The organism is Rhizobium sp. NRK18 (assembly GCF_024385575.1).
Lineage (GTDB): Bacteria > Pseudomonadota > Alphaproteobacteria > Rhizobiales > Rhizobiaceae > JANFMV01.
Map to the genome: position 1 here is coordinate 3,757,572 of NZ_JANFMV010000001.1, position 19,240 is coordinate 3,776,811.

The following is a 19,240-nucleotide window of genomic DNA, read 5'->3' on the forward strand; positions in this document are numbered from 1 at the left end:
CTGTTCTCCTGGTGGTTTTGTTGACGGTCATTTATCGATCCGACCGAGGACGACCACATCCCCGGCATCCCAAGCGAGCGCCACGGCGTCTCCGACCTTGACAGGCCGGGCGAAAAACTCCGTGTCCCCCACAATCGCAGTGAAATCCGTGATACCCGCCCCATCCGCGGTCAGCTTCACGGAGGAGCCGCGATATTCGACATTGGTGATCGTGCCGGAGAAGCCGAGACCCGGCGCCGTCGGCTCGCCCAGGCGCACGCGGTCCGTACGCACAGCGATATCGACGGGCTCGCCGGGATCACGCGGGCCATCGATGGCGGTGAACACGCCATCCTCGACCGCAACCGACAGGAAAGTGCCGTCATGGCCGGACGCCTTTCCGGAGATCACGTTGTGGTCGCCCATGAACCGGGCGACGAATGCGGTTGCCGGCCGCTCGAAGACCGTGCGCGGCGCGGCAGCCTGCTCGATACGGCCATCGTTCATGACCACGATCAGGTCCGCCAATGCCAGGGCTTCCTCCTGGCTGTGCGTGACATGAACGAAGGTGATGCCGAGCGAGGTCTGCAGTTTCTTCAGTTCGGCGCGCATATGAACCTTGAGGAAGGGGTCGAGCGCCGACAACGGCTCATCGAGAAGCAGCGCTTCGGGATCGGTGATCAGCGCGCGGGCAAGCGCCACACGCTGCTGCTGGCCGCCGGAAAGCTGGGTGGGCTTGCGCGTGGCATAGCGCTCCATCTGCATCAGCTTCAGCATGTCCAGCGCCTTGGCGCGCCGCTCCTCGCGGGCGACGCCCTTCATCTTCAGGCTGAAGGCGACATTGTCGATGAGATCAAGGTGGGGGAAGAGCGCATAGGACTGAAACATCATTGCCGTACCGCGGCGCGCCGGCGGCAGGTCCGAGACGTTCTTGTTGCCCAGGATCACGTCGCCTTCGGTGATGCTCTCGTGACCGGCGACCATGCGCAGCGTCGTCGTCTTGCCGCAACCCGATGGGCCAAGCAGGCAGCAATAGGTGCCGGCCGGAATCTTGAGGTTGATGCCGTGGACAGCGGTCGTTGCGCCGTATTTCTTGACGACGGATACGATTTCGATTTCTGCAGCTTTGCTCATGCGGCGCCCCTTCGCTTGCCGAATGAGAAATGCATTTCGCGTGCCAGACTCGTGAAGTCTCTGATATCATGTCGGTTTCCGGATCGAGCTGTTTGCGCACAAAACCGGCACATGCCGCATTGCACAAAATTTAGTCCATTGCCTTCGATGCAATGTCAAAATTGTATGCAATCTGATGGCACTTTTTCAGACACTCGGGATTTGCATGAAAAGCGGTTCGGGATTAAATGAAGTCATCGAGATGCGGTGAATTCCTTCCATGACTGACGCAGCCTATTCCATCGACGCACCGGCAGAAGACCGGGCCCAGGCCATCCGCGACGCGCTTCGAGATGCGATCGTCGATCGTCGGCTCGTGCCCGGCACCAAACTTTCCGAGGCGGAGGTGGGGACGCTGTTCGACGCCAGCCGGACGGTCGTGCGCTCCGCCCTGCAGATGCTGGCCTTCGAAGGACTGGTGAAGACCGAGCGCAACCGCGGCGCATTCATCTCCAATCCGACGCCGGAGGAAGCACGGCAGGTATTTGCGTCGCGACGGCTGATCGAGCCGGGTACCGCAGTCGCCGCCGCCGAACGGATCAAGCCGACGGACATCGCCCGCTTCCGTAAGCAGCTCGATGAAGAAGCGCATTTCATGAATGCACGCGGCCCGCAGGCGCGGCGCGGAGAAATCAAGGCATCGGGCGACTTTCACCTGATGCTGGCCGAAGTCGCCGGCAACCAGATCCTGCAGCGCTTCATGGACGAACTCGTCGCCCGTTCCTCGCTGGTCATCGCGCTTTACGGGCGCACCGGCATTTCGAGCTGCGGCCACAGCGAGCACACCGGTATTCTCGACGCTCTGGAAAGAGGCGACGCGAAACGCGCGGCAGAGCTGATGCTGCGCCATATCGACCACATCGAGACCGATCTCGACTACAGAATGCGTGAAGGCCTGGCCTTGAAGGACGCGCTGGACCTTTAAGGCCGGCACCTCTTTGGCCGCTTGGGTGGGAGGACCCGGCATGGCATGGAACCTGCGCAACTGGGCGCGCGCCATGAAACGCGATGTCTCGGCGCTTTACCGCGCGAGCCGTGACCCGCGTGTTCCCTGGCATGCGAAAGCGCTGGCCGTCTTCGTCGTCGGCTATGCCTTGTCGCCGATCGATCTCATTCCGGATTTCATTCCCGTCATCGGCTATCTCGACGACATCATCCTCGTGCCGCTTGGCATCTGGGCGGTGATAAAGCTGATCCCGCCAGAGATCATGGCCGAGCATCGCAGGCTGGCCTCCGCCGACCGGCCGGCCAGCAAGACGGCTGCAGCCGTCATCATCGCCATCTGGATCGTGGTACTTCTGATTGTAGGCTCTTGGATTGTCCGGCGGCTCAGCTTCACTCCGTGACCTGCGACGAGATCCAAAGGCGGAAGGCTTCGGCCAGCGGATTCTCACGCTTTCCCTCGGGAACCACCACATAGTAGCTGTTTTCGGTCGTCAGCGGACGCTCAAACAGGATTGCCAGCCGGCCATCCGCCAACTCCTGCTCGATCAAATAACGCGGCAACAGGGCGGCGCCGAGCCCGGCGATCGCCGCCTCGATCTGCATCGAGAACTGGCCGAAGCGATGGCCGCTGAAGGCGCCCGTCGTGTCCAGCCCCTGCTCGTCGAACCATTCCGCCCAGAGTTTCGGCCGCGCGCTCAGATGCAGGAGCGGCCCATCGGCAAGGTCGGCAGGGCCGAGGCCGGCCATGTTCTCCTTGAGCGCCGGACAGGCCACCGGCAAAATGACCTCGCGGCAGAGATAATGGCAGACCGCCTTGGCCCAGACCGGCTGACCGTAATGAATGGCCAGGTCGAAGTTTTCCTCGTCGAAATCGAAGGGCTCCGAGCGCGAGGCAAGCTCGAGCGTCGTTCCCGGGTGCCCTTCCAGGAAGCCGGGCAGGCGCGGCGTCAACCAGCGGCTGGCAAATGTCGGAAGCGTCGCGATCGAAAGGCTCTGCTGGCCGGCGCGCGAGGCCATCGCCTTCAGCACCATCGCCTCCGTTCGATTGAGAAGATTGCGAACCTCCGGCAACAGCGCATGCCCCTGTTCCGACAGGACGACGCGCTGTCGCACCCGTTCGAACAGTGTGAGGCCGAGCCGCGCCTCCAGTTCCTTGATCTGGCGGCTGACGGCGCTCTGCGTCAGGTTCAGTTCACGCGCCGCCTGCGTGAAACCGCCATGCCTGGCAGCACATTCGAACGCCTGCAGCGTCGCTATGTCCGGCATCTGCCGCCGGTTGAGCTTCATGACCATCACGCATCACCTGAACTGCGAATTTTGCAATATTCCCCAAATGAAATTCATTATAATGCTGAAACGGAATTAACTTACAAGCGATCCCATACGCGTCAGAGGTGCTCATGACCATTGCAGCTTCAAAAATCAACGTGCCGAAGGAAGCGGCGGCCCTACTGGAAAAGCTGGGCGTCGATGCCGGCCTCTTCACCGGTGGCAGCATGGCATCCCATTCGCCGGTCACCGGCGAACAGATCGCCGCGCTCACGCCGCACACGCCGGACGCCGCCGCCAAGATCATCGCTAAGGCCGATGCCGCATTCCGCGTCTGGCGCAATGTGCCGGCCCCGAAGCGCGGCGAGCTGATCCGCCTGCTTGGCGAGGAACTCCGCGCCGCCAAGGCCGATCTCGGCCGACTGGTCTCGATCGAGGCCGGCAAGATCACGTCCGAAGGCCTTGGCGAAGTGCAGGAAATGATCGACATCTGCGATTTCGCCGTCGGCCTCTCCCGCCAGCTCTACGGCCTGACGATCGCCACCGAGCGGCCGGGCCACCGGATGATGGAAACCTGGCATCCGCTGGGTGTCGTCGGCATCATTTCCGCCTTCAACTTCCCGGTCGCCGTCTGGTCGTGGAATGCGGCGCTGGCGCTGGTCTGCGGCAACGCGATCGTCTGGAAGCCATCGGAAAAGACGCCGCTGACGGCACTTGCATCGCAGGCTATCCTTGAACGCGCCATCGCCCGTTTCGGCGACGCGCCGGAGGGCCTCTCCTCCGTTCTGATCGGCGACCGCGCCATCGGCGAGGTTCTTGTCGATGATCGCAAGGTCGCCCTCGTCTCGGCGACCGGCTCCACCCGCATGGGCCGCGAAGTGGGTCCGCGGCTCGCCAAGCGCTTTGCCCGTTCGATCCTGGAACTCGGCGGCAACAATGCCGGCATCGTCTGCCCGTCCGCCGACCTCGACATGGCCTTGCGCGCCATCGCTTTCGGCGCCATGGGTACGGCAGGCCAGCGCTGCACGACGCTGAGACGCCTGTTCGTGCATGACAGCGTCTATGATGCGCTCGTACCGCGATTGCAGAAGGCCTATGAAAGCGTCTCGGTCGGCAATCCGCTCGAGACATCGGCGCTCGTCGGCCCGCTCGTCGACAAGGCCGCCTTCGACGGCATGCAGAAGGCGATCGAGACGGCGAAGGCAGCGGGCGGCAAGGTCACTGGCGGTCATCGCGTCGAGGACGCCGGCAGCGCGCAAGCCTATTACGTGAAACCCGCGCTGATCGAGATGCCGGCACAGGTTTCGCCGGTCACCGAGGAGACCTTCGCACCGATCCTATACGTGATGAAATACAGCGATTTCGACGAGGCTCTGGCGCTTCACAACGACGTCGCTGCCGGGCTTTCCTCCTCGATCTTCACGCTCGACATGCAGGAGGCCGAACGCTTCCTGTCGGCGGAAGGCTCCGATTGCGGCATCGCCAACGTCAACATCGGCACCTCGGGCGCAGAAATCGGCGGGGCATTCGGCGGTGAAAAGGAAACCGGCGGCGGCCGCGAATCCGGTTCCGACGCCTGGAAGGCCTATATGCGCCGTGCGACCAACACGATCAATTACTCGAAGGCCCTGCCACTCGCACAGGGCGTGTCCTTCGACATCGATTGATCCGCAAGGGCTGGGTGGACGAACCGTTCGGCCCGGCATTCCTAGACAGGGCGAATACAGAAACGGGGCCGAACGGCCCCGTTTTCATGTCAGGTTTTTGATCGCCTTTACCCGGCGATGCGATGGGTCTTGCTTCGATCTTCGTAATACTGTCCGAACCGGTTCTGCAGGAAGGCATCGAGGCTGATCTCTTCCTGCCGGATGAAGCCCGTGTCGCGCGGCAGCTTGCCCTCCGCCATCATGTCGAGGACGGCGCAGATGCTGGCGGCGGTGGTGATCTGGATGGCGCTCGTCATGCGTCCGGCGACGACGCCGCTATAGACCTTGTTGGCATAGGTTTCCTGCACGAGACGTCCGTCCTTACGGCCGGAAACGGTGACGAAGATGATCACGACATCCTGGGTCGTCGTCGGTAGCGCGTTCTCGAAGATGTCCTTCAGCACCTCGCGGCGATGACGCAGGCCGAGATCGTTGAGAAGCGCCTTCATGATCGCCGCATGGCCGGGATAGCGGATCGTGCGATAATTGAGGGTGCGCACCTTGCCCTTCAGCGTCTCGCAGAGCGTGCCCAGGCCGCCGGAGGTGTTGAAGGCCTCGTAGGTGACGCCGTCGAGCGAGAACTCCTCCCGCTCTTCCAGCGCCGGCACGTCCGTCAGCACGCCCTCGACGATCGCCTCGCAGGGCTCGATATACTCGTTGATGACGCCGTCGGTGCTCCAGGTGAGATTGTAATTCAGCGCATTCGACGGATATTGCGGCAGGGCGCCGACCCGCATGCGCACAGAGTCCAGCGTGTCGAAACGGCTGGCGAGATCATGGGCGACGATCGAGATGAAGCCGGGCGCCAGTCCGCACTGAGGGATGAAGGCGGTCGTGGCGCCCAGCGCGATGTCCTTGACGCGACGGGTGGATTCGACGTCTTCCGTCAGGTCGAGATAGTGCACGTCGGCGGCGGCCGCTGCTTCGGCAATGGCGACCGTCAGATGGAACGGAGCAGCGCTGAGGACGGCAAATTTGCGGGCAAGCAGTGCCTCCAGACTGGCGCGATCAGCGATATCGACAACTTGGGTCGAGACGGCCGGGTGCGCTTCGATGGCGGCGAGCTGCTCTTCCGCGCGGTCGGCGACGGTGACCCGATAGTCTCCGCTATGGGCGAGCAGGCGGGCAATGGTCGAGCCGATCTTTCCCGCGCCGATGACGACGATGTCTTTCATTCCAAATCCCCTTCTGGACATGTTTTCATCAGCATGGCCCGAATTTCGGTCGATTTGCAGCTTCCATGTGACGATATCGCCTTATATGATTGATCATATAGCCAATGGATTTGATCAAAATGATGACCATGGACAAGGACCGTGCTCTGCTGGATCTTCTCGGCGAGAATGCGCGCATGCCGGTGGCGACCATTGCCCGCCGGCTCGGCCTGTCGCGCACCACCGTGCAGGCACGCATCGAGAAGCTCGAGCGCGACGGCGTCATCGCCGGCTACGGGGTGCGGCTCTCATCTGCCTATGAAAGCGGATTGGTGAAGGCCCATGTGCTGATCACGATCGCTCCGAAATCGCTCGGCCGGGTAACGGCGGATCTCTCCGCCATCGGCGAGGTCAAGGCACTGCATTCGGTCAGCGGCAGCTTCGACCTGATTGCCATCGTCGCGTCCACATCCATCAGCGCGCTTGATCACATCATCGACGCGATCGGCGAAATAGAGGGCGTCGAGCGGACGCTTTCCTCGATCATCCTGTCGACCAGGATCGAACGCTGAAGACGTCAGTCGGTGCGTTTCGTCGAAGGATAAGGGGTGCGGGTGCTCTCGACGGAATAGACGCCGTTGCTGCAACGATAGACCAGCTTCGGCAGTGACCTGTTGTTCGGCAGCAAGCTGCCGTCATCGTCATCATCGCGATGGAAGCGGAACTGGCGCGTCGCCGTCTCGCACCGGAATTTGGCGCTTGCGTCCGTGTCGGTGCCGAACGTCTCCACGCCGGGCAGATCCTTGTAGGGGTACTGGCCCTTCAGCTTGGAGAAATCGAGTTCGCCGGCGAACGAATGAGACGCGGCCGCAAACAGGATCGCTCCAGAGATGGCAATGGCGATTTTCAACGTCGTTCCTCGGCCTTCCTCGGCGGACACCGTCAATATAGGGCGGCGGCAGTGCCGCCGCAAAGGATCAATCAATAAAAGCGTCGGTAGGATGTCGGCAGGCCATAAAGCGGCTCAATGCGCGCGATTGCCTCGGACAGGGGCTCGCGTGTCACCTGCATCGTGTGGCCGTTTGCATGCAGCAGGCTGTCGCTATCTTCCATGAAGCCGACATGGCCCGTCCAGAAGACGAGATCGCCGCGTCTCAGATCGTTGCGGGTGATCGCGCTGCCGAAGGCAGCCTGCATGTCGCTGTCACGCGGCGCATTGCGTCCGCTCATCTGCATGGAAAGCTGAACCAGCGCCGAGCAATCGATCCCGTGGCCGCTGCGTCCGCCCCAGAGATACGGTGTCTGCAGGAAAAGGCCGGCGATCGCCACCGGATCGTCGTCGAGGATGTCTGCTACCGGACGGCAATGCGCGGCGATGACGGCCGTCCCGTCGGCGAGCAAGAGGTAGCGGGTGTTGCGGGTTTCGGCCTCGCCAACCACTGCAAGACGGCTTCCCATCGACAGTGACGCGGAAATCGGGAAGCGCAGATCGGGACCCGGATAGAGGAAGGTGCGCGGCACGCTGACCACATGTGTTGCTGCCGGGTGATCGGTTGCCACGGCATCGGCCGGAACATAGCCGACATAGGCATCGACCGCCGACTGCACCCAGGCCCAGCCGTTGGCCGTCTCGAACACTGTGACCGGCTCGCCCAGAAGGAACTGGGTATCGATCCCGACCGAAAGGTCCGGCTTCGGACGGACGTCGACGACCGGCGCCGTGATGACGGCCGCCTCCCCTTCGACATAGCGCTCGGCCTCGACCTCGCCCTTGAGGCGGATGTCTGCGAGATCGGGCCGGAAGGCATGAAGACGTCGGTCGAGCATCGCGGTTCCCTTTGGTCAGTCCAGCTTGTGAGCCTGATCTATGATCAGATCGCCGAGCTTTTCGAGATAGAGCGCGCCGGCAACGGTGCGCTTGATGATGACGTTTCGCCGGTCGCGCTCGTCCCGCACCCGGTCGACCAGCTTCATGGCGCCCATGGTATCCAGCGCCCGGGTGATGACTGGCTTGCTGACGTTCAGCGTCGCCGCCAGCCCGCGTACCGTATGCGGCGGCGGCACCAGGTAGACATGCAGGAGGATCGCCATCTGGCGGAGCGTCAGGTCCGGATTTTCAAGCCGCACCTGCTCCAGGGTCAATCCATGCATGAGGCCCAGCGCCTGGCTGGCGGTCAATTCGACGGGCACGGGGTTCTCCAGAACCGTTACGCTACCGTTCTATTTACCGCCAAACCGGGATGCGGGACAAGGTCCGTCAGAGCCCCGCCTTCAACACATGGTAAATGGCCCGGATCGCCTGCGCCTCGCCGCCCATCGGCGCATGCGGCTTGTCGGCCTGCGACCAGGCGAAGATATCGAAATGCGCCCAGCGCGGGGTCTGAGTGACGAAGCGCTTCAGGAACAATGCCGCCGTGATGGATCCCGCCATGCCGCCGGACGGCGCGTTTGTCAGATCCGCGATCCTGGCATTCACCATCTGCTCGTAACCAGCGAACAGCGGCATGCGCCAGATCGGATCGAACACCTCACCGCTTGCCTTGGCAAGCGAGGCGGCGAGCGCCTCGTCGTCGGTAAAGAACGGCGGTACGTCCGGTCCGAGCGCGACGCGGGCGGCGCCGGTTAGCGTCGCCATGTCGATGATCAGGTCCGGCTTTTCCTCGTCGGCATAGGCGAGTGCGTCGGCCAGGATGAGGCGGCCTTCGGCATCGGTGTTGTCGATCTGCACCGTCAGCCCCTTGCGGCTGATGTAGATGTCGCTCGGACGAAACGCATTGCCGGCTATGGAGTTTTCCACTGCAGGCACCAGCACCCGCAGATCGATGTCGAGACCGGCATCCATGATCAGGAGCGCCAGACCGAGAACGTTGGCCGCGCCGCCCATATCCTTCTTCATCAGAAGCATGGAGGATGCCGGCTTGATATCGAGGCCGCCGGTATCGAAGCAGACGCCCTTGCCGACCAATGTGAGGCGCGGCGCGCCCTTGCGTCCCCAGCGCATGTCGAGCAAGCGGGGCTCCGACGTGCTGGCGCGGCCGACAGTGTGGATCAGCGGGAAATTCCGCTTGATGAGATCATCGCCGCGAATGACCTCGGTTTCAGCGCCATAATGCTTTGCGAGAGCGAGAAACACGGATTCCAGCTCATCGGGCCCCATGTCGTTGGTCGGCGTGTTGACCATGTCACGCACGAGATAGACGGCGGCCAGCTGGCGGGCGATTTCCACCGCATCGGCATCCTGCGGCATGGCCATGCGCGCCTTTTCGGAGGACGGCGCCTTGTAGAGATCGAAACTGTAGGCGCCGAGACCGAAGCCGAGGCACAGCCAATCCACGTTGATCGGCGCCGTCTCCAGATGCCAGTTGCCGGCCGGCAGCGCTCTGGGCAGCTTGCCTGTGAGGAAGGGCTGGGCCTCCGGTGTGCTGCCAAGGCCGAACAGGGCGCCGCCAAGATGTCCGTCTTCGCCGGGCACCGGTAGCGTCGCGCCGGCTTCGGCCTTGAAGCCCGCCTTCCTGGCCCAGTCGAGCGCGACGGGATCGATGGAGCCGGCCTCGATCTGGGCGGGCGTGACAGCGAAGATCGGCAGCGTCGCGCCGCCCTCTTCAAGATACGGGGACTTGCGGTTGATGTGCTGGAAAGGAGCCATGGGGACCTGCGAAATGCCTGGAATGAATCACGATGTTAACGGACTATTAGGGTTAACAGAATATTGCTGGAGCGAGAATGACGCCGCGTCGAGGTAAAGATTGCGGCCCGGGCACGAAGAAACAGGGGCATTGTATGAGCATGCCGGTACATTTGGCTTCCGCGAAAACCCGCCTTCTTGTTGGCGTGTGTCTGGCGATTGCGACCGCATCGGCAAGCGGCTGCGCGACCAAGCCGAGCCAGATGACCACCGGCTCCATCCCGAAATTTTCCAAGCCGATCGAGCAGATGGATTCCGCCGAACTCAACGTGGCGGCAGACCAGGCCGGCAGGGCCTATGACAAGGCCCCGACCAATCCGCAGGTCGGCATCACCTATGCAAACCTGTTGCTGATGTCCGGCAAGAACGACCAGGCGCTCGCCGTCATGCAGCGCGTGGCGATCGCCAATCCGAAGAATTCCAGCGTGCTTGCCGCCTATGGCAAGACTCAGGCGGCCGCGGGACAGTTCGACCAGGCGCTGGCCTCGATCCAGCGCGCCCAGACGCCGGATCGGCCGGACTGGAAGCTGTTTTCCGCCGAGGGCGCCGTGCTCGACCAGCTCGGCCGGCCAGACGAGGCACGCGAGCGCTATCGCAATGCCCTCGACATCGTCCCGAACGAACCGTCGGTGCTCTCCAATCTCGGCATGTCCTATCTCCTGACCGGAGATCTCAAGACTGCCGAATCCTATCTGCGCACGGCGATCGCCCAGCCGGCAGCCGACAGCCGCGTCCGCCAGAATCTCGCACTCGTCGTCGGCCTTCAGGGACGCTTCGACGAGGCGATCAACATCGCCCAGCGGGAATTGACCAAGGAACAGGCCGATGCCAACGTCGCCTATCTCAAGCAGATGTTGAACCAGCAGGGCACGTGGAAGAAGCTCGCCAAGAACGGGTGACGAACACATTTCCCCTCCCGGCAGTGACGCTGCGGGATAGTTGTATTCAGCGACACTCGCCCCGCCGCTTCGTTACATCCAGATCATCGTACACGTGCTGCTACACGCATGAATGCATTGAGCACGACCAACTCTTGCGATCAAGTTAGGTCGGCGACGGCGGCGGCGGCAGCGGCGGCGGCTTTTTGTCAACCGGCGTCTGACCGAGCGAATTCGATATTCCGAACAGCGTGTCCGGTTCCCAGGTATTCGGATCGTCCTCACGATTGCGCCGGATCAGCGACTTGTCGGACTGGCCGAAATAGGCCCTGACGCCGACCCAGGCGGACTGGTGGTCGCTCTCGCCGATGCGGCCTTCCGCGAAAGCGGAGAACGCCGTGCCGCTGCCGTTCTGGAAGAGAACTTCGGTGCCGAGCGCCAGCGCGTGGTTGCCGCCCGTGTAGCGGTGGCCGGCATAGACGCTGATATTGTCGGTCGGATAAAAGGCGACATCGACCATGTCGAAGAAGCGGGTGCCATCGTCATAGGACGTCAGCGTGGAACCGCTGGTGGAGCTGTCGCCATTGCTGAATTCGACACCTGCCACGCCGCGGATGGTAAACCGTCCAAGATAGGCCTCGCCTTCCGCACCGACGCGGCCGCCATTCAGGCCGCCGGCGGCGTCATAATGCGAAAACGAGCCATACACGCCTGCAAGGCCGACGTCCGGATCACGCCAGAAGGTGTGGTTGGCGACCGAGAAGTAGGTATGCCCGTCATTGCTGAACACGCCGCCGTCGAACTGGGTCCCGAAGGCATGGCCGACCGGGATCGACAACTTGCCGACGAGACCAAAAATGCCGTCGCTGTCGCCGCCGCCACCAAGCGCGCTGAGGCTGCCGTTGATGCCGTCGACGGCAGGCTTTTGGGCCGCCGGCGGAGCGAATGACGAAGGCGCGTCGGCAGGCACGTAAATATCTGCTGCAAACGCAGATGACACACTCACAGCCAATGCAGCGATGACAGCCGATGCTGTGCCAGCCTGCAAAGAAACTCGAAAAAACATACTCTCTACTCCCCTTTTGCAAAAGGCTAGCAGGGAAGTTCTCGTCATTCTAGTTTACGCCGCAAGGATCTATTAATGATTGCAGCGATGTTGCAGCCCGACAACAGGACAAACGCGTCACGATATTCATGTCGAGCGTCGCGGGGCTGCAATCAAATGGCGGCAGGCAGCGACATCAATGGAACTTGTCGGATACGGTGATCCCGGCCGGCCCCAGGATGACGGCGATGAGGACCGGCAGGAAGAACAGGATCATCGGCACGGTGAGCTTCGGCGGCAGAGCGGCCGCCTTCTTTTCGGCTTCGTTCATGCGCTCGTCGCGGCCCTCCTGCGCCAGTACGCGCAGGGCCTGGGCGATCGGCGTACCGTAGCGTTCCGCCTGGATCAACGCCTGGGTGGCGCCACGCACACCCGGAAGCTGCGTGCGATTGGCGAGGTTTTCCAGCGCCTGACGGCGATCCTGGAGGAAGGAGAGCTCGGCGGTCGTCAGAACCATTTCCTCGGCGAGTTCGGGTGATTGCTCGGCGACTTCCTCGGCCACGCGGCGCATGGCCATTTCCATGGAGATACCGGATTCGACGCAGATCAGCAGCAGGTCGAGCGCATCCGGCCAGGCAAGGCGGATGGACTTTTGGCGCTTGCCCATGCGGTTGCTGACGTAGAGATTGGGCGCATAGAAGCCCGCATAGGCAACGAAGATCGTCACCAGAAAACGGATTGCAAACGGTTTGTCCGGCAGGTTGCCGAGACCGAAAACCCAGAGAAGTGCGAGAACGAAGAAGACGAAGGGCAGCAGGAAGCGCGCGACGAGGAAGGTGTTCAGGGCGTTCTGGGAGCGGAAGCCGGCGGCACGAAGCTTGTTCATCGTGTTTTCGTCAACGAGCGCTTCCCTGAGGTTGAACTTCTCGACGATGCTGCGAACCGACTTGTTGTTTTCCGTTCGAATGGAGGCGCGCCGCGCCTGACCGGAGCTGTCTTGATTCATACGCGCACGCTCGCGTGCCCGGATCTGGTCGCGCTCGGTGGACACTGCCTTCATGCGCTTTTCGAGATCACCCTTTTCGAAATAGGGCATGACCAGCGAATAGAAGGTTCCAAACACGGTAATGGCGACGAGCAGCGCCACCAGAGTGGAGGGATCTGTGAGCCTGGATGCGAGATCTGCTGTCATTGCCCCGGCCCCCTATATGTCGAAGTTGATCATGTTGCGCATGACAAGGATGCCGATGCTCATCCACACACCGCTCGCCATCAGGATCAAGTGACCGCGGGAATCGGTGAAGAGAACGGAGATGTAGCCCGGTGACGTCAGATAGACTAGAATCGCCACGGCAAACGGCAGGATGCCGATGATGACCGCCGAGGCCTTCGCTTCCATCGACAGCGCATTGACCTTGGCCTTCATCTTCTTTCTGTCACGCAGGACGCGCGACAGATTGGCCAGCGCTTCGGACAGGTTGCCGCCCGCCTGGGACTGAATGGCGATAACGATCGCGAAGAAATTCACTTCCTGCAGCGGCATCGTGTTGCTCATGCGCGCGCAGGCTTCGGGAATGTTCATGCCGACCTGTTGCGATTCAATGACGCGGCGAAATTCGGTCTTCACCGGCTCCTGGCCTTCGACGGCGATCAGGCGAAGCGCATCGTTCAGCGGCAGGCCGGAGCGGATGGAGCGCACCATGATGTCGAGTGCTGACGGAAACTCGCTGAGAAACTTCTTCTGTCGCCGCTTGATCAGAAAGCCGACAAACCAGCGCGGAATGCCAGCACCGACGACGAAGGCCGCTCCCAGAACGACAAGGATCGGCAAGCCGGCCACGAACCCTGCGAAGAAAACAAAGGCGGCAGCGGCGGCGCTGTAGGTATAGAACTGCCTCAGAGAGATGGGAATCGACGCCTGCTTGAGCTTCGCCTCGATGCTCAGCGACTTCTTGCTCTTTTCCTGCTGCTTCTTTTCCATCTCCTTCAGCGTGTCCTGGACGGACTTGCGCCGTTTCGACATTTCCTGAACGCGATCGCGCGCGGCCTTTACCTTGGCACCGTCGGTCTCGGCGGCCTTGATCTTGCTGACCCGGGATTCCGTCTTCTTCTGCTTTTCGATCGAGCCGAAGAGAATGCCGTATGACACACCCCCGGCGGCAATGGCCGCCAGAACGATGATGGCAATCAGATTGATATCAATCCCGAACATCGGCGTCCCAACCTGCGTTCATCACTGCGCCATGGCGTCGAGCGCTGCCGCCAGACGCCGTTCCTCATTGTAGTAACGGGCTCTATCCCAGAAGTTCGGCTTGCCGATGCCGGTCGACTTGTGCCGGCCGATGATGCGTCCGTTGGCGTCTTCGCCTTCCATATCGTAGACCATCAGGTCCTGCGTCACGATGACGTCGCCTTCCATGCCGACCACTTCGGTGATGTGCGTGATGCGGCGTGAGCCGTCGCGCAGGCGCGCGGCCTGGATGATGACATCGACGGAGCCGGAAATGATTTCGCGCACTGTTTTCGCCGGCAGGCTGAAACCGCCCATGGCGATCATCGATTCCATACGGCTGAGGCATTCGCGCGGGGTATTGGCGTGAATCGTCCCCATGGAGCCGTCGTGACCGGTGTTCATCGCCTGGAGGAGGTCGAACACCTCCGGGCCGCGCACTTCGCCGACGATGATGCGTTCGGGCCGCATACGCAGGCAGTTCTTGACCAGATCGCGCATGGTGATCTCGCCTTCGCCTTCGATGTTCGGCGGGCGCGTTTCGAGACGGACGACATGCGGCTGCTGCAGCTGCAGTTCGGCCGTATCCTCGCAGGTGATGACGCGTTCGTCGGTGTCGATGTAGGCGGTGAGGCAGTTCAGAAGAGTCGTCTTACCCGAGCCCGTACCACCGGAAATGACGACGTTGCAGCGCACCCGGCCGATGATCTGGAGCAGCACGGCACCTTCCTGGGTGATGGCACCGAATTTCACCAGCTGGTCGAGATTGAGCTTGTCTTTCTTGAACTTACGAATGGTGAGCGCCGGGCCGTCGATTGCCAGCGGCGGGGCGATGACGTTGACACGCGAACCGTCGGGCAAGCGGGCGTCGCAGATAGGGCTCGATTCGTCGACGCGGCGGCCGACCTGGCTGACGATACGCTGGCAGACGGACAGCAGCTGCGCATTGTCGCGGAAGCGGATTTCCGACTCGATCGTCTTGCCACCGACTTCGATGAAGGTCTGGCCGGCGCCATTGACCATGATGTCGGCGATGTCGTCACGGGCCAGCAGCGGCTCCAGCGGACCGTAGCCAAGCACGTCGTTGCAGATATCCTCGAGCAGTTCTTCCTGCTCGGAAATCGACATCGCGAAATTCTTGATCGTGATGATATCGTTGACGATATCGCGAATTTCCTCGCGTGCGCTTTCGCTGTCGAGCTTGGCGAGCTGCGACAAGTCGATGGTGTCGATCAGCGCCGAGAAGACCTGCGACTTGGTATCGTAGTAATCTTCGTTGCGGGCTGTCTTCTTTCGCTGAAGAGGCGGCGGCGCGATCTTGCCGCGCTCTGCGATCGGGCCGGCGTCCAGCACGCCAGGCCTCGCCGGTGCAGGTGCAGGGCTTTCGGCAGGCGGCGTTTGCGGTGCTGCGGCAGAGGGCGGCGGAGCGACGGAGGGGGGAACCGCGGCCTTTTCGGGAACGGATGGCCGGGCGATCGTACCGATGCCGGTACCCGCCTTGCCAAATCCCTCATTTCCTCGCTTGCCAAACATTACTCAATCCTGTCGCTGTTCTTCTCAACCGTCTATTTTCTGCCGAGCATTCCCAGAACCTTGCCGAGGCCGCCCTTCTTTTCCTTCTTGATGGTCGCCCGGCCGGTCACGAGGTGGGCAATCTGCGAGAAGGTTTCCGCGACTGGCGACTTGCCATCGATTTCGGAGATCATCCGGCCACTGTTCGCTGCATCGCCAAACAGCTGGACGTTGAGCGGGATGATCGCTGCGGCCTCCATTTCGAGCGGTTCGCAGAAGTCGGCCGGCGCAATTTCCGGTCGCTTGACCATTCCCACCTGATTGAGGATCAGATGCGGCGCCTTGTCGTGTGGGCGCAGTTTCTTCAGGGCGTCGAGCAGGTTCTTGGTGTTGCGCAGATTGGCGAGATCGGGCATCGCGGTGATGACGACCTCGTCGGCAGACGACAGGACCGAGCGCGCCCAGTCCGTCCACACATGCGGCACATCCAGCACGGTCACCGGCGCCGTGCGCTGGAGAATTTCCAACAGCGGCAGGAACGCATCTCCGGAAAAGTCGTAGGCCCGGTCGAGCAGCGACGGCGCCGCCAGCAAGGACAGTTTGTCGGAGCACTTGTTCAGCAGGCGGTCGAGAAACACCTCGTCCAGCCTTTCCGGCGTGAATACGGCTTCGGCAATGCCCTGCGCGGGATCCTGGTCGAAATCGATGTTGGCCGTGCCGTAGGGCAGGTCAAGATCGGCAAGGACAGTTTCGCTGTCGAACAGGTGGGAAATCATGAAGGCGCAATTGTGCGCGATCGTAGACGACCCGACGCCGCCCTTCGCCCCGATGAAGGCGATGCTGCGGCCGAGCGGCTCCGCCTGCGGGTCGACGAAAATGCCCGACACCGTTCTCAGGACGTCGGCCATCGACACCGGAGCGACCAGATATTCGGAAATGCCGTTCCGGATCAGCTCACGATAGAGATTGATGTCATTGTGGTGGCCGATGACGATGACCTTGGTCGCCGGATCACAGACTTCGGCGAGCGGGCTCAGTTCATCGAGGAGGTTATGCGGGCTGGCAGTCGTCTCGACGATGATCAGGTTGGGCGTCGGGATCTGCGAAAACATCCGGGCGGCAGCAGCGATGCCACCGCCATTGATCCGCAGGCTGACCTTCGACATGCGCCGATCCTCGGCCATGCGGTCCATCACCCGGCTGACGGCGTCGGTCTCGCAGAAAGCATGGATGGAGATGCGCGGCAGCGGACGAATCTGCTCCATGTCCCCCAGGACACGCTGATCCGGCTCACCGTCGTCTTCCGGTCCCGCCGATCCAATTTCGTAGTCAATCGCGTTCATCGTCTTTCCTGACTTTCAATCCAATGCCTGATCATTCGGATGCGGTGCTGGATCCATCACGATAATTGCCTATGACGGTCGTTCTGCGGGCTGCGTCGATCGGCGTCATTCCGCGTGGGGCAACAAGGTCCATCGGGTTCGCGATCTGCGCTGCGAGATTGTTCTGGCTTGCGCAACCGAAGTTGTACCAATTCCTGTTCGCCATGGAGTCGGCCATGAGGTCCTTCGGCCACTGGCCGCAGGTGTTGGTCACGGCAGTCACAGCATTGTAGGTCAGGTGCACGGGGGCCGCGCCCTCGTAGGAGCTCGCGTCATAGACCGTGGTGACGATTTGCGGTGCACTTACTCCGGCGGTCATCAGTTGCCGGCGGATGTCCTTCGACAAATGGGTGGCGGTCGCACTGTTGATCGCGCCCTGCGGCAGCGCAACCTGGATCGTGCCACCACCGCTGGAGATGAAATTGGCCGCAAATCCCTTCAACACATCCCTTGATCCGATGGGAAGCGCCTTGTCGCCGGTGCCAATCGCCAGGTCGAGCGTGTGCGGGACGTCGGCAAGGGCGATCGGATGGCGAGTGCGGTAGTCATCCGGGATGGAGCCCGTTTGTATGCGGTCCCCCATGGAGCCACAGGAGGTGGCGAGCCCGGCGATCGCCATCATCGAGCTGGCGACGAGAAGGCGCGAAAAGCGATAAGCGGATGGCTTGTGAACCATGGTTTCGGCCTCTGCGTCCTGGCGGATTGATGTGGAATATTTCGTCATTGCCGCTCTCCGCCTACTTGTAGATGAAGCCGACGGTGCCGTGGAACTGACCCGGCTGAACGGTGTCCTCCTCACGTCCGTAGACCTTGTTGACGCGGTTGAGGAAGAAGGTCGCCTGATCGCTGGCCGGATTGAAGTTGTCATCCGGCTTTGCCAGCGCGTTGCGGGCAACCGGGCGCACCAGATACGGCGTGGCGATGATGACGAGTTCCGTCTCGTTGCGGGTAAAGTCCTTGCTGCGGAACAGCGTGCCGAGGATCGGGATGCGGGACATTCCCGGCAGGCCGGACATGGCCTGGCGGATATCGTCGCGGACAAGCCCGGCAATGACGATGGAGCCGCCGGACGGCAGTTCGACTGTAGTCGATGCCTCGCGCTTGCGGATACCGAGATAGGTGACGCCGGGCGTTCTCATTGTTGCCCCGGTCACGAAGGAATCTTCAAAAGTGGGCTCAGAGACATTCGTCTCGATTTTCAGGCTGATGCGACCGGGTGACAGCACGACGGGCGTGAAATTCAGCTCAATGCCGTATTCCGTCGTCGTGTTCTCGCGGGTCACCTTGCCGTCTTCAGCGATTTCCTGGCCGGACGCCAGACGGAACTCACCGCCGACATAGAACTTCGCGTCCTCACCGGAGATCGCCGTAAGGCTTGGCTCTGCCAAGGTGCGCATGACGCCGGCGCGCTCCATGGCATTGATATAGGCGCCGACGTCCGTGCCTGCGACCGAACCGGTCACCGCGGCATTCGCGGCCCAATTGATGGATGAGCCAAGGTTGGTCGGATTCATATACTGGATTGCAGCATTGGCGCCGCTGAGCGCGCCGGAAAAGCCGAGCTGCTTCATCACCGAACGGGTGACTTCGGCAACGGTGACCTTCAGGGTTACCTGGTCCTCTCCCTCGATCTTCAACAGGTTGACGATCTGAGAGGTCTGACGGTCTTCCTCATAGATGGCGACGTCACCGCCCTGGGCGCTGCTCGCGGCCGACGAACTGCGGGTGGTCGCCTCACCGCCCTTGAGGAAGGCTTCGGCCAGTTTTTCGGCCTGCAGCGCATCCTGCGGCGTGCGTACGGTCCCTGTCAGAACGATGTTGTCCGAGACGATCTCCACCTTGATGTCGGAGTCAGGGATGAACCGGGAGAGGTTCTGTTCCAGCCCGGTAATGTCACGCTCGATCTCGATTTCGAGGGTGGTGATCTCCTCGCCATTCGGTCCGAAGATGAACACGTTCGTCTGGCCAACGGTCTTGCCGAAAAGATAGATGCGGCGGGACGTGCGGGTCACTGCGTCAGCCATTTCAGGATCGGACACGAGAATGTCATGGGCATCGGTCGGCAGGTCGACCACAACGGCCTTGTTCAACCCGAGCTTTACGCGCTGTGTCGCTCCCGGACCGTATCGGCCGATCTTGATCACGTTCGACGAAGCGTACGCCGCTTCCGGAGCCACAAGAACGGTGGTCACACCAATGGTGACGCCCGGAAGGGTCAAGGATAAAGACAGGCTGCCGGCAAGGAGGGCGCGGACCGATTTTTTCAACATGTTCAAGGTCCT

General features: G+C 61.9%; 19 protein-coding genes. 5 read left to right on the forward strand and 14 right to left on the reverse strand.

Going from position 1 to position 19,240, the window contains the following annotated elements:
- Positions 1-27: 27 nt before the first annotated feature.
- Positions 28-1,113 carry an ABC transporter ATP-binding protein gene (locus NN662_RS17830; RefSeq protein WP_261931558.1) on the reverse strand — a complete coding sequence of 362 codons (1,086 nt, stop codon included), beginning with the start codon at positions 1,111-1,113 and terminating at the stop codon, positions 28-30.
- 259 nt (positions 1,114-1,372) lie between these two features.
- On the opposite strand from NN662_RS17830, the gene NN662_RS17835 reads away from it, so the two are divergent.
- Together NN662_RS17835 and NN662_RS17840 are read left to right on the forward strand one after the other, a co-directional pair.
- A complete protein-coding gene (locus tag NN662_RS17835; RefSeq protein ID WP_261931559.1) occupies positions 1,373-2,077 on the forward strand; it encodes a GntR family transcriptional regulator in 705 nt (234 codons plus the stop codon).
- A 40-nt stretch (positions 2,078-2,117) separates the two neighbouring features.
- Positions 2,118-2,498 carry a YkvA family protein gene (locus NN662_RS17840; protein ID WP_261931560.1) on the forward strand — a complete coding sequence of 127 codons (381 nt, stop codon included), beginning with the start codon at positions 2,118-2,120 and terminating at the stop codon, positions 2,496-2,498.
- Here the strand turns inward: NN662_RS17840 and NN662_RS17845 are convergent.
- Complete coding sequence (locus NN662_RS17845; RefSeq protein ID WP_261932018.1) at positions 2,488-3,384, reverse strand: LysR family transcriptional regulator; 897 nt, start codon at positions 3,382-3,384, stop codon at positions 2,488-2,490. The genes NN662_RS17840 and NN662_RS17845 overlap by 11 nt on opposite strands.
- A gap of 113 nt (positions 3,385-3,497) precedes the next feature.
- Here NN662_RS17845 and NN662_RS17850 point away from each other — a divergent pair, with 113 nt between their 5' ends.
- Entirely contained in the window at positions 3,498-5,033 is a 1,536-nt protein-coding gene (locus NN662_RS17850) for an aldehyde dehydrogenase family protein (RefSeq protein ID WP_261931561.1), read from the forward strand.
- A gap of 107 nt (positions 5,034-5,140) precedes the next feature.
- On the opposite strand, the gene NN662_RS17855 is transcribed toward NN662_RS17850, so the two are convergent.
- Positions 5,141-6,247 (reverse strand): saccharopine dehydrogenase family protein, encoded by a 1,107-nt coding sequence (locus tag NN662_RS17855; protein WP_261931562.1) that lies wholly within the window; start codon positions 6,245-6,247, stop codon positions 5,141-5,143.
- 119 nt (positions 6,248-6,366) lie between these two features.
- Between NN662_RS17855 and NN662_RS17860 the strand changes: the two genes are divergently transcribed.
- Positions 6,367-6,798: an Lrp/AsnC family transcriptional regulator gene (locus tag NN662_RS17860; RefSeq protein WP_261931563.1), complete on the forward strand. Its 432-nt coding sequence runs from the start codon at positions 6,367-6,369 to the stop codon at positions 6,796-6,798.
- Positions 6,799-6,803: 5 nt separating this feature from the next.
- On the opposite strand, the gene NN662_RS17865 is transcribed toward NN662_RS17860, so the two are convergent.
- The 4 genes from NN662_RS17865 to NN662_RS17880 form a co-directional block, all read right to left on the reverse strand.
- Positions 6,804-7,136: a hypothetical protein gene (locus NN662_RS17865; protein ID WP_261931564.1), complete on the reverse strand. Its 333-nt coding sequence runs from the start codon at positions 7,134-7,136 to the stop codon at positions 6,804-6,806.
- 71 nt (positions 7,137-7,207) lie between these two features.
- Positions 7,208-8,053, reverse strand: coding sequence for an NlpC/P60 family protein (locus NN662_RS17870; protein WP_261931565.1), 846 nt, complete (start codon positions 8,051-8,053; stop codon positions 7,208-7,210).
- 15 nt (positions 8,054-8,068) lie between these two features.
- Positions 8,069-8,416: a MarR family transcriptional regulator gene (locus NN662_RS17875; RefSeq protein WP_261931566.1), complete on the reverse strand. Its 348-nt coding sequence runs from the start codon at positions 8,414-8,416 to the stop codon at positions 8,069-8,071.
- A gap of 67 nt (positions 8,417-8,483) precedes the next feature.
- The gene (locus NN662_RS17880) at positions 8,484-9,872 is read right to left on the reverse strand and encodes a leucyl aminopeptidase family protein (protein ID WP_261931567.1); all 1,389 of its coding nucleotides are present in this window, start codon (positions 9,870-9,872) and stop codon (positions 8,484-8,486) included.
- A 140-nt stretch (positions 9,873-10,012) separates the two neighbouring features.
- On the opposite strand from NN662_RS17880, the gene NN662_RS17885 reads away from it, so the two are divergent.
- Positions 10,013-10,810: a tetratricopeptide repeat protein gene (locus NN662_RS17885; RefSeq protein ID WP_261932019.1), complete on the forward strand. Its 798-nt coding sequence runs from the start codon at positions 10,013-10,015 to the stop codon at positions 10,808-10,810.
- Positions 10,811-10,955: 145 nt separating this feature from the next.
- On the opposite strand, the gene NN662_RS17890 is transcribed toward NN662_RS17885, so the two are convergent.
- From NN662_RS17890 to NN662_RS17920, 7 genes are all read right to left on the reverse strand, one after another.
- Positions 10,956-11,759, reverse strand: coding sequence for a hypothetical protein (locus NN662_RS17890; RefSeq protein ID WP_261931568.1), 804 nt, complete (start codon positions 11,757-11,759; stop codon positions 10,956-10,958).
- Between the two features lie 271 nt (positions 11,760-12,030).
- Positions 12,031-13,026 carry a type II secretion system F family protein gene (locus tag NN662_RS17895; RefSeq protein ID WP_261931569.1) on the reverse strand — a complete coding sequence of 332 codons (996 nt, stop codon included), beginning with the start codon at positions 13,024-13,026 and terminating at the stop codon, positions 12,031-12,033.
- Positions 13,027-13,038: 12 nt separating this feature from the next.
- Positions 13,039-14,046 (reverse strand): type II secretion system F family protein, encoded by a 1,008-nt coding sequence (locus tag NN662_RS17900; RefSeq protein WP_261931570.1) that lies wholly within the window; start codon positions 14,044-14,046, stop codon positions 13,039-13,041.
- Positions 14,047-14,067: 21 nt separating this feature from the next.
- The gene (locus NN662_RS17905) at positions 14,068-15,597 is read right to left on the reverse strand and encodes a CpaF family protein (protein WP_261931571.1); all 1,530 of its coding nucleotides are present in this window, start codon (positions 15,595-15,597) and stop codon (positions 14,068-14,070) included.
- A gap of 32 nt (positions 15,598-15,629) precedes the next feature.
- Entirely contained in the window at positions 15,630-16,919 is a 1,290-nt protein-coding gene (locus NN662_RS17910; protein ID WP_261931572.1) for a CpaE family protein, read from the reverse strand.
- A 31-nt stretch (positions 16,920-16,950) separates the two neighbouring features.
- The gene (locus NN662_RS17915; RefSeq protein WP_261931573.1) at positions 16,951-17,682 is read right to left on the reverse strand and encodes a CpaD family pilus assembly protein; all 732 of its coding nucleotides are present in this window, start codon (positions 17,680-17,682) and stop codon (positions 16,951-16,953) included.
- 13 nt (positions 17,683-17,695) lie between these two features.
- Positions 17,696-19,234: a type II and III secretion system protein family protein gene (locus NN662_RS17920; RefSeq protein ID WP_410010947.1), complete on the reverse strand. Its 1,539-nt coding sequence runs from the start codon at positions 19,232-19,234 to the stop codon at positions 17,696-17,698.
- Positions 19,235-19,240: the final 6 nt, after the last annotated feature.